The following is a 10570-nucleotide window of genomic DNA, read 5'->3' as shown; positions in this document are numbered from 1 at the left end:
CGTTTGTGATCGCGTGGATTCGATCCCAATCTCGCGTCAAGGCCGATGCAGCAATGGCGCTGACGTTTTCCAATAAGGCTTGATATTAGCAGAGGAGTTAAACTCAGCGGAGCCGTCACCCACCCCGCTGAGTTTAACTCAATGCCGATTTGAATTAAGTAGTGTAATGACTGCACTAACGAGTTGTTCTGGCTCTAGTGGTTTCGTCAAATGTTTTTGAAATCCAGATTGCAGCGCTTTTTCCTGATCGATTTCTGTGGCATAGGCAGTAAGCGCGATCGCGGGAATCATTCCGCCTTGAGCCGGTGGGCGTGAGCGGATCTGCTGCATCAGCATATAGCCATCGATTTCTGCCATACCGATATCACTGACAATTACATCTGGGATCAAGCGATCGAGTGCCTGCAACGCTTCTGAGCCAGAGGCAGCGGCAATCACCGTTGCCCCCTGTCGTTCCAGCAGAAACGCCTCAAACTCGCGGGTATCGGTATCGTCATCTACAAGCAAAATGTGCACATTTTGAAGCTGCATTTCTGAGTTGGCTTGAACCTGAACGGGTTCAAGATTGAGCGGGTTTGCTTGCAACGTCGGCAACTGCACAATGAAAGTTGAGCCTTGATGCTCACCGCTACTTTCTGCTTGAACCGTGCCACCATGTAGTTCCACAATTTGCCGCACGATCGCCAATCCCAACCCCAGACCACCAAATTTGCGAGTCGTTGAGCCGTCTTCTTGCCGAAAATACTCAAACACATGAGGCAGAAATTGCGGACTGATTCCCTTGCCCGTATCGATGACTCGAATTTGCACCGTCGAATTGCCCAAGCTGCCTTCCTCAGCAACTTGCTTCAGTTGGATGGTCACCTGCCCACCGTTGCCTGTGAACTTGAGTGCATTGGTGAGCAGATTCCAAACCACTTGTTGCAGCCGGGCAGCATCGCCAAAGACTGGAGCAACATCCGGGTCAAGGTCAAGCGTGATTTGGATGTTTTTCGCGTCTGCCGCTAAACTCACGGTTTCAACAGCAGCAGCAATGATAAATGCCAAACTGACCGAAGTCGCGCTTAAGCTCAGCTTGCCCTGCATGATGCGGGAAATGTCGAGCAAGTCCTCAATCAGTTGCGCTTGGAGTTTGGCGTTACGCTCGATTGTGGCTAAAGCATCCTTTTGACGGGCAGGAGCGACTTTGCCGTTTCGCAGCAGTTGTGTCCAGCCCAAAATCGGATTTAAGGGCGATCGCAACTCGTGGGACAGCACGGCGAGAAATTCATCTTTGATGCGGTTCGCTCGTTCTGCTTCTTCTCGTGCTGCCTGTTCGCGATCTAAAACTTGTTTGCGTTCCGCTTCAGTCTGTCGCTGTTCAATCAGGTCGGCAGCCTGACGCGCCAACAGATCCAGAAAACGGAGTTCTTGCTCAGTCGGTCGGTGGTGTTTACGCCAATGCGTCGAAACCATACCGATCCGCCTACCTGAACGTCCGATGAGTGGGGTAGATTGGGCAGAAATTAACCCAGTCTTGAGATGTAGACGGAGAGATCCGTCAGGGTCTTCGCTTTCTGGTGCATCAAAATCTACAAAGGCGCGCTTACCCGTTGCCAAAACCCTACCGCAAGACGTGATTGAACTGGCACTCATGCGCTGGAAACGCTTAATAACGGTTCGATCAATCCCCTGGGTGGCGATCAGCACTAGCTCTTGGGTTGATTCATCCAGCGCTTGAATTGAACCGGTATCTGCCCGTGTCAGGGTAATTGCAGCAGAGACAATTTCGTCGTAAAGCACCTGAATGTTGTCTTCAGCGATCATTCGTGCGCTCAAGTCGCGCAACAGCCGAGTATTTTTCAGATCGTGGGTAATGATGGCTTCAGCTTGTTTGCGATCGCTGATGTCAGCAAACACGATCGCCACCTGGCACATGGCTGCATCGCCGACCCGCGACACCAAAACGTCAAACCAACGATCGAGCGCATCCGAGCGCACTTCAGTGCGGATAGATTCACCGGTGTGAATGACTTGTGCGTAAAGGTCATTCCAATACTGTTCCAGTCCCGGTATCAGTTCACTTGCCCTTTTGCCTTCTGGGTTGGCAATACCGGTCTGTCGCTTGAAGGCTGGATTGGCTTGCAAAATGCGGTGATCAAACGGCTTGCCCTCGGCATCAAAGAGCAGTTCAATCGTGCAAAACCCTTCGTCGATCGACTCAAACACAATGCGATACTGTTCTTCAGATTGACGTAGGGCGGCTTCTGCCTGTTTGCGTTCGTCTTCGACGCGCACGCGATCGGTGATATCTACCGCCGTTGCATAAAGCACTTGTGCTTCTAAGTGAGGCTGCGCTCTCCAGAGCAACCAGTGGTAGGAGCCGTCTTTGTGCCGATAGCGGTTTTCAAACGCAAACGTTTCATTGCCTGATAACACGCTGACGCTTTCCGACACAGATGCGAAGATATCGTCTGGATGCAGGAAATCAGTCCAGGGGCGGGATATCATTTCCTCAGGTGTCCAGCCGAGAATACGCTCAAAAGCTGGGCTGACCCAGTGGAAATAGCCGTGGCTGCTCATAATCACTTGTAAATCTGACCCGGCGGCAAGAAACCGATCTCGTTCCTGCTCAACTTTTTTGCGTTCAGTAATGTTGGTAAACAAAACGGCGAACTGATGGTCTTGCGGCTCGCCGATGCAAAAAGCGTTGATGTCAAACCAACGATCTAGAGCACTTGCGTAATTCTCGAATCGAGCAGATTCCCTACTTTGTACGACTCTGCCATAGATTTCAACCCAGTAAGCTTCAAGGTTGGGAGCGAGTTCCCGCATCCGTTTTCCTGTGGCTTGCTCCAATCCGGTGAGGTGTTCAAACACTGGATTAACTTCAAGAAAGCGGTAATCGGCGGGTTTACCGTTCTCATCAAACAGCATCTCGCAAATGCAGCAACCCTGGTCGGTCAACTTGAACAACGTCCGGTATCTTGCTTCGGATTCACGCAGTGCATCTGTTTGGTTACAGTTTTGCGACAGTACCGATGCGTGCGGCATCGCTTCGGGTCTTTGAGCTTGATTGAGTTCAGCTAACCGACTTTGTACTGCTGCTTTCAAGCTCTCTGACCAGGTTTCGATCCCACCCAGTGGCGTTTGCGACCAGTCATACGATCGTAGTAACGCACTGATCTCGCTGTTCCCCGCAAAAGGGGAGTCAGCAATTTCCTTTGGTTCCTCCGCCCTCATGCTTTTAGCTCTCTTGCGGGAAAATATTTTCCTCGCATGTCCTGGCTATGTTCTCGTAATGTTGCGTTGGGCGATTGGGACAACTGATGGAGTAGTATATCAATTTGCTTGAGTGCTAAGGGCGAAGGCGTAGCATGTCCGTTTTCCCAGCGGTTGATCGTGGGAAAGGAGACGCCAAGCTGAGCCGCAAACTTTTCCTGAGTCAGCTTTAAAGTCTGCCGGAGTTCCCGAATCAGTTGACCAATAGCGGGTTGTTCGATCCCTAAATAGTCCTGATGAAAAGCCACATCGTTCACACTTTATAAAGTCCTCTATCTATATGAACGTCGTTTATTTTGAGAAGAAATCTATCTCAGGGTATGAGTGGATTTAGGTACCTGAACATAACTTCTAACTGAGCATTTTGCGATTACGCAAACTAACGGCAATTGCTAGGGAGTTTGTGCAGGTTGTCCGCGTCTTGGAAAGAGCGAGGCAAAAAGCTCATCTTGATAGATGCTACCGAGGGTACCGCGGATTTGGAGATAAGGGCAGAGCCAACCAGCAGGCTTTTACAAATAAGAGATCTCTAGAGGTAGAGGTGCTCACTTTCTTGACGTGTTAACTATTAATCAGATGACGCATCATTTGTTATGCCTAATAAGGTGATTCGTGTCTTTGACAATGTGTAAAGCTAAACCCTCTGCCGCTGCTCTGAATGTTCTTGTTCGTGAATTGAGAGCGCTATGTGGGCTGACTCAAGAACAATTTGCCGCCAAGCTAGGTGTAACTTTAGTCACCGTAAACCGCTGGGAGAACGATCGAGCCAAGCCAATGCCCTTAGCCGTGCGGCAACTGAGCGCTTTGGCAATCGAAATGAGTCAGTTTGGCAGCGAAGCAGATCGCAAAATAGCTCACCAGTTGCTGGAGCAATATTTTCAGAAAAATTCTTAGTTCTCCAGTCCTTCAATCCTCAGAATCAGTAGCGTATGGCGTATTCATGACTCACTTACTCCCGAAAATTCACTTAAAGCCAACACTTTTGAACCTATGGACATAGAGCGTCTCGTTAAAACGAATGCTCCTTTTCCAATGGTGGGAATCGCTGCTTCCGCAGGCGGATTAGAGGCATTTACAGACCTGATCTCTCACTTGCCGACGAATACGGGCATGGCCTTTGTGCTGATTCAACACCTATCTCCTGACCACGAAAGTCTATTGTCTGAGATCTTAGGTAGAGTGACCGAAATGCCTGTGCAACAGGTGCAAGACCAGATGACGGTCGAGCCAAACGAGATTTATGTGATTCCGCCCGATAATCAGATGACCTTAGAGGATGGAATCTTCCATCTCGCTCCGCGCCAAAAAGTCCAGGGCAAATACATGCCGGGAGATGTATTTTTTGAGTCTTTGGCAGTGGATCGAGGGAATAAGGCGATTGTGGTTGTTCTATCGGGCATGGATGGAGACGGCTCGCGGGGGTTAAAAGCCGTTAAAGTGGCGGGTGGTGTGACGTTCGCTCAGTGTGAAGCGAGCGCAAAATTTGACAGTATGCCCAACACTGCCGTGGCCACGGGATACGTTGATTTTGTGCTACCGCCGCAAGCCATTGCCGCAGAGTTGGTAACCATCAGTCGCAGTCCACTTTTGTCTGACTCAGAACCCCTTCGGACTGTGAAGGAATTGCCTGAAGCGGACGATGCCTTGACGACCATTTTTGCGCTGCTGCGAACCACGATTGGTGTTGACTTCACGCTTTACAAACCCACGACGATCGAGCGCCGAATGCAGCGTCGAATGCTGCTGTATAAGCTCGAAAGTTTAGAGGAGTATGCTCAGTATCTGCAAGAACACCCAGCTGAAGTTCAAGCACTCTATGAAGAAATTCTGATTCATGTCACCAGTTTCTTTCGTGATCCAGAAACCTTTGAGCAGTTAAAGACGCAGGTTTTTCCGACGATTAGCCAGAACAAAACCGCAGACACTCCCATTCGGATTTGGGTGGCAGGATGTTCAACGGGTGAAGAAGTTTACTCAATCGCCATTTGCTTATTGGAGTTTTTCAGCGATCGCGCCACCGTGCCGCCGATCCAGATTTTTGCCACCGACATCAGCGAAGCCGCCATTAACCGAGCTAGGTCAGGCTTCTACTCAGACAGTCAAATGGAAGCCGTTTCAGCGGATCGTCGCAATCGCTTCTTTGTCCCTCTGGCAACCGGGGGGTATCAGATTAGCAGCACCGTTCGGGAACTGTGTGTGTTTGCTCGACACAACTTAGGAGGCGACCCACCGTTCTCGAATCTTGACCTGATTAGCTGTCGCAATGTGCTGATTTATTTATCAGATCCGTTGCAAGAACGCATCATGTCGCTGTTTCACTACAGTCTCAACTTAACGGGCTTTCTAGTGCTGGGCACGTCCGAAAGCGTCAAGACCGCCTCAAACCTGTTTACCTCAGTCGATGAAACCGCCAAAATTTACACTCGCAAGCTGACCTCGACTCGTCCCCTGTTTTCGTTTACGACCAGGTCTTACCCGGTTGTCGGTGGCGAAAGGCAGCCACAAGTGATTGAAACGATCGCCAATAATTTTGACTTAGCGCGAGAAGTTGACCAACTGATCTCCAATCGCTACGCGCCAGTGTCTGTCGTCACCAACGATCAGATGCACATTCTGCATCTGCGGGGAGACCTCGATCCCTACTTGAGGCTATCTCCTGGCACCACTGACTTAGACTTGCTGCTGATGGCACGAGAAGGATTAACGATTCCACTTCGCACCGCCCTTTATCAAGCCCAAACTCAAAACCTTGCGGTTCGACAAGAACGCATTGGGATTGAAACGGGTGAACGAGGGTCACCAACTCTGCTCAATCTAGAAGTGATGCCATTCAAGCCTGCGACCGCGAATACACTCTATTTTCTGGTGATATTTGAAGCGGTTTTGTCTCCAGCGACTCAGCCTACGTCCACTTCGGCTGAACGCCAAGATCCAGAAACCCTGGAGCGCGAGATTGTGCAGCTTCGTCAGGCACTAGCCGCCGCGACTCAACGAGAGCTGTCGGCTCAAGCGCATTTACAAGCGGTGATTCAAGAACACAGTTACCTCAACCAAAGCCTGCGAGTGGCAAGCGAAGAAATCCTGTCGAGCAATGAGGAGTTGCAAAGCACCAATGAAGAACTCCAAACGGCGAAAGAAGAGATTCAAGCAACCAATGAGGAACTCTCCACCACTAACGACGAACTGCGGAGCCGCAACCTGCAACAAAACCGAGACAACAGCGACCTCAACAATTTTGTTGACAGCATCAGTGTGCCGATCTTGATGCTGACCAATGATTTAAGAATTCGTCGCTTTACACCCGCCGCGCAACGACTATTTAATTTCATTTCCAGCGATGTCGGACGACCGTTGAACCACCTCCGCACCGATTTTGATGTTTCTAACTTAGAATCGATGGCTCTGGAAGTGCTGGAGACGCTCAACACCAAAGAACAAGAACTTCAAACGCAGGGGGGCAATTGGTATGCCCTGCGGATTCGTCCTTATCGCACGACCGAAAACCAAATTGACGGGGTGACAATGGTTTTCCTCGATATCGACACGCTCAAACGTCATGCTGCCAGCTTGGAGATGGCGCGTAACTATGCAGAAGCGATCGTCGAGACGGTGCAAACCCCGCTCTTGGTGCTAAATGCCGATATGGTAGTGAATACGGTCAATCGATCGTTCTGCGAAATGTTTCAAGTTTCGGCATCAGAAACCGTGCAATCTTCCTTGTTTGAGCTAGGCAATGGGCAGTGGAACATTCCCCAACTGCGATCTGCTCTAGAAGAGATTCTTGTTAATCATCATCAGATTCAGGATCTTGAGGTGGATCGTTATTTTGAGCGAATTGGGCAAAAAACAATGCTGTTCAACGCTTGCAAGCTGCAACAAAGCAACCATACTGCTATGATTTTGCTGGCAATCTCAGACATTACCAAGCGCCAGCAGTTTGAAACAGAGCGATCGCAGCTACTGGCACAAGAGCAGGCAGCCCGTCAGTCAGCGGAAACCGCGAACCGAGCCAAGGATGAATTCCTTTCAAACCTCTCCCATGAACTCCGCAATCCCCTCAACACGATTCTGGGCTGGGCACATCAGCTCCGCGCCCGTGCCCTGAATGAAGCTACTGTCGCTCGTGCTTTGGAGGTGATTGAGCGGAGTGCAAGAGCGCAATCCCAGCTCATTGAAGATATTTTAGATACCTCTCGGATTGTCAGCGGCAAGCTCCATCTCCGCACTCGCCCGCTGGATCTGCGCTTGGTGGTGCAAGCTGTGATCGAGACCGTTCAATTATCCGCCGAAGCCAAAAATATTCAAATCATTTCTCAGTTGAATGCGGAAGAGGTTGTTGGGGATAGCGATCGCTTGCAGCAAGTCATGTGGAACTTGCTGTCAAACGCGGTTAAGTTTACCCCTGCAGGTGGACGCATTGAAATCACGCTAGAGCGTGTCCAGGAACAGGCGCAAATCCAAGTCACTGACACTGGGCAAGGGATTTCAGCTGACTTATTGCCGCACGTTTTTGATCGATTTCGGCAAGGCGATTCTAGTACGACAAAAGCGAAGCCAGGTCTAGGACTGGGACTCTCGATCGTGCGCTATCTCGTTGAGCTGCATGGTGGCACAGTGCAAGCAGCCAGTCCAGGTGAAGGACAAGGAACAGTGCTTACCATCAGGTTGCCCCTGCGCGATCTCCCCCAAGAGTTTACCCCATCGAGCGATTCAGAACCCACGGCATTAGAGAGTTCGAGTGATCTGGTTCCTTCCTTAGCAGGCTTGCAGATCTTAGCGGTTGATGATGAAATTGATACCTGTGAGCTACTCAAGTTTGTGCTAGAAAATTATGGGGCTGAAGTGCAAAGCACGTCATCTGCCAGAGACGCTTTATCCGCTTTGAATCAAGCTCCCAGTCAGTACAATGTGCTGATTTGCGACATCGGAATGCCGGAAGAAGACGGCTATTGGTTGATGCGACAAGTGCGTTTACTTGATGCAAAAGCTGGAGGACAAATTCCAGCCGTCGCGCTGACTGCTTACGTGAGTGAGACAGAACGACAACGGGCGAGCCAGGCTGGGTTTCAACGTCATATTGCGAAACCTATAGAGCCAGAGGAATTAGTCAGAGCAATCGTGTCAATCCACACGCTTTCAACAGAAGAAACTGGATAAGAGCGGTGTTGTTGCGCTTTTGTTTTCAACTGCTTAGCTACTCTTAATTAGGCTCAGTTATAGCAGAGGAAAATTTTTGGTCGTTAAGGCTGAAACTCTCGTAAAATATAGCTTCTGGCAACTCCCTATTTATGGCTATCGATCGGCTTAAACTGTCCGATCTGCAGCCACAAATGGGACGGTCTAACTTACAAGGAACGGTTTTGCGCAATTCCAGCCTTCTGGTGTTTGATTACCCAGTTGCCGAAAATGGGACAGTTGCCTTTGAAACTTTACTAACAACCAAAAATTTTCCTCTGCTAATATCAAGCCATAAAGCAGTTGTATTCGCTGCTACCGTTATGCAAAATACAGAAGACAAGCCTTTTTTCAAAAGTCCTTGTTAGCAGGACTGACAGTGCTCTTAGTGGAGGATGAGCCTGAACTAGAAGCACTGCTCACGTTCATTCTTGAGGGGAACGGAGCCAGAATCATCTCAGCAGGTTCTGCTATTGAAGCACTAAGTCAGTTAGAACAGCGGCAACCAGACGTTTTGGTCAGCAACGTTAGGCTACCTAAAGAGGATGGACGCTGGTTGATCGAACAAGTCAGGCAGCTAGAGGGAGGAGGGCGTGAACTCCCAGCTATTGCTCTATCGTCCTATCTTGGAGAAGTTGATGCTTACGAAGCATTGAGAGCCGGATTTCACTATTTTTTGTCCAAGCCGTTAGACCCAGACGAGTTAGTTCAAACGGTGCTCAAGCTTGCTGGGCGGGCAAGAGATGGAAAGAGCGAGAACAATACTTAATCTGCGATGGGCAAGAGAACACTACTAATGATGATGGTCGCCTGTCTCAGGGTAGAGATACTTGGATTTGTTGAGTAACCACAACGACAGTAAAATTCTTTGTGCGACTATCAAGCTTGTTCTACAAATCCCGTGACAGAATCTTGATCTATGTCCCCCAGCAGTAACCCTAGTCTGGATGGCTTGAAGGTGCTAATTGTCGATGACGATAATGACAACCTTCAATTTTTCGCATTTCTGTTTGAGACTTACGGTGCAATCGTAACCGCAGTTAGCTCAGCGCATGACGCATTTCAAGTCTTCCTAGAGCAGCAACCAGATATCTTAATCAGTGATATCAGGATGCCTGACCAAGACGGGCATACGTTGATCCGTCAAATTAGAGGATTGACGGTTGGGCAAGGAGGACAGGTGCTTGCGATCGCCCTAACTGCTAATGCCAGGGAAATAGACCAGCAGAAATCCACTGCAGCTGGATTTCAGCAACATTTAGCTAAACCTGTCGATCAAGATATGTTGCTACAAGCCGTGTTGGAGTTGACTTCTAATAAAGTTCAATATCAAGGTTGAGGAGTAGGGGCGATCGAGGCAGCGTCCAAGCCTTTGCCCAGCTTTGCCGTCGAGCAGAAAACTATTATTGATTCGTGTGCAAATTGCTAGAATATCTCTAGATTGCACACGAATCAAAAAAATGAACGGATACCAGGCATTGCTCGAAAAAATCGCTTCTCTACAGTTGCAGCAGTTCAAGATCAGAGAGCAGGGCAATGTATTGTTAGATTGCTGGATTTCCCAGTCGAAGCCGTCTGGAACTGCCAGAAGTGACAATGTTCACTGGCAGTTAAGGAGCCGTAAAGCGCAGTTTGGCGGGAAGAAATCGAAGTATCTGAAGGCTTCTGAGGTGGGGCAGTATGAGGAGGCGATCGCTCGCGGGAAGGAACTGAATCGACTGGAGCGAGAGATGGAGACGCTACGGCAGAAGATTGAGAAAATCGAGCGGTTGAGTAGATAGGTGGGGCGATCGCCTTACCGTTCGGCTCAACCAAACGATCCCCTATTGGGGGTGATGAGCGAAGCCGTCATGAAATGCAATTAGGCTGAAACCACTGCGGGCGCAGGGATTGAGAGCAGTTTGCATGTACTAAAAATTTCTGTTGTATCTCTCATTTGCCTCTACTGGCTAACGAATTTACGTTGTTTCAAGCTTGGGATTCGGTCTAATTGCATCTGGTGACAGCTTCGCTCTCATCATGCCAATCTGCGGTCACCAAGCAGCGGGTCACGGTCATTTATCGTGGAACGCGACCCATGTCGTGACCGAACAGCGGTACACTTAAGGTCTAAATACACTTTTGAGAGATCAAG

General features: G+C 49.4%; 8 protein-coding genes. 6 read left to right on the top strand and 2 right to left on the bottom strand.

Going from position 1 to position 10570, the window contains the following annotated elements; all coding sequences use genetic code 11:
• Nucleotides 1-138: 138 nt before the first annotated feature.
• On the bottom strand, nucleotides 139-3222 hold the full coding sequence (locus H6F93_RS07085; protein WP_190679870.1) for a hybrid sensor histidine kinase/response regulator: 3084 nt from the start codon (nucleotides 3220-3222) through the stop codon (nucleotides 139-141).
• On the bottom strand, nucleotides 3219-3518 hold the full coding sequence (locus tag H6F93_RS07080) for a helix-turn-helix domain-containing protein (protein ID WP_524537910.1): 300 nt from the start codon (nucleotides 3516-3518) through the stop codon (nucleotides 3219-3221). The genes H6F93_RS07085 and H6F93_RS07080 overlap by 4 nt, the downstream gene beginning before the upstream one ends.
• Nucleotides 3519-3873: 355 nt before the next feature.
• Here H6F93_RS07080 and H6F93_RS07075 point away from each other — a divergent pair, with 355 nt between their 5' ends.
• The 6 genes from H6F93_RS07075 to H6F93_RS07050 all read left to right on the top strand — a co-directional run bounded on the left by H6F93_RS07075 (nucleotide 3874) and on the right by H6F93_RS07050 (nucleotide 10217).
• Nucleotides 3874-4155 (top strand): helix-turn-helix domain-containing protein, encoded by a 282-nt coding sequence (locus H6F93_RS07075; RefSeq protein WP_347277259.1) that lies wholly within the window; start codon nucleotides 3874-3876, stop codon nucleotides 4153-4155.
• A gap of 96 nt (nucleotides 4156-4251) precedes the next feature.
• The gene (locus H6F93_RS07070) at nucleotides 4252-8418 is read left to right on the top strand and encodes a chemotaxis protein CheB (RefSeq protein WP_190679868.1); all 4167 of its coding nucleotides are present in this window, start codon (nucleotides 4252-4254) and stop codon (nucleotides 8416-8418) included.
• 131 nt (nucleotides 8419-8549) lie between these two features.
• A complete protein-coding gene (locus H6F93_RS07065; protein ID WP_190679867.1) occupies nucleotides 8550-8804 on the top strand; it encodes a hypothetical protein in 255 nt (84 codons plus the stop codon).
• 11 nt (nucleotides 8805-8815) lie between these two features.
• The gene (locus H6F93_RS07060) at nucleotides 8816-9205 is read left to right on the top strand and encodes a response regulator (protein WP_190679866.1); all 390 of its coding nucleotides are present in this window, start codon (nucleotides 8816-8818) and stop codon (nucleotides 9203-9205) included.
• A 150-nt stretch (nucleotides 9206-9355) separates the two neighbouring features.
• Nucleotides 9356-9775 (top strand): response regulator, encoded by a 420-nt coding sequence (locus H6F93_RS07055; RefSeq protein WP_190679865.1) that lies wholly within the window; start codon nucleotides 9356-9358, stop codon nucleotides 9773-9775.
• Nucleotides 9776-9896: 121 nt separating this feature from the next.
• A complete protein-coding gene (locus H6F93_RS07050) occupies nucleotides 9897-10217 on the top strand; it encodes a hypothetical protein (RefSeq protein ID WP_190679864.1) in 321 nt (106 codons plus the stop codon).
• Nucleotides 10218-10570: the final 353 nt, after the last annotated feature.

It is taken from the genome of Leptolyngbya sp. FACHB-671 (genome assembly GCF_014695745.1).
GTDB lineage: Bacteria > Cyanobacteriota > Cyanobacteriia > Elainellales > Elainellaceae > JAAUTN01.
Note: the sequence above shows the minus strand (reverse complement) of the source record. Positions and strands in the feature narration are given on the sequence as shown.

What these genes read in the sequence shown, in the direction of transcription:
- H6F93_RS07050 (WP_190679864.1), top strand. Translation starts at nt 9,897, where the DNA reads ATGAACGGATACCAGGCATTGCTCGAAAAAATCGCTTCTCTACAGTTG.
- H6F93_RS07055 (WP_190679865.1), top strand. Translation starts at nt 9,356, where the DNA reads ATGTCCCCCAGCAGTAACCCTAGTCTGGATGGCTTGAAGGTGCTAATT.
- H6F93_RS07065 (WP_190679867.1), top strand. Translation starts at nt 8,550, where the DNA reads ATGGCTATCGATCGGCTTAAACTGTCCGATCTGCAGCCACAAATGGGA.
- H6F93_RS07070 (WP_190679868.1), top strand. Translation starts at nt 4,252, where the DNA reads ATGGACATAGAGCGTCTCGTTAAAACGAATGCTCCTTTTCCAATGGTG.
- H6F93_RS07085 (WP_190679870.1), bottom strand. Translation starts at nt 3,222, where the DNA reads ATGAGGGCGGAGGAACCAAAGGAAATTGCTGACTCCCCTTTTGCGGGG.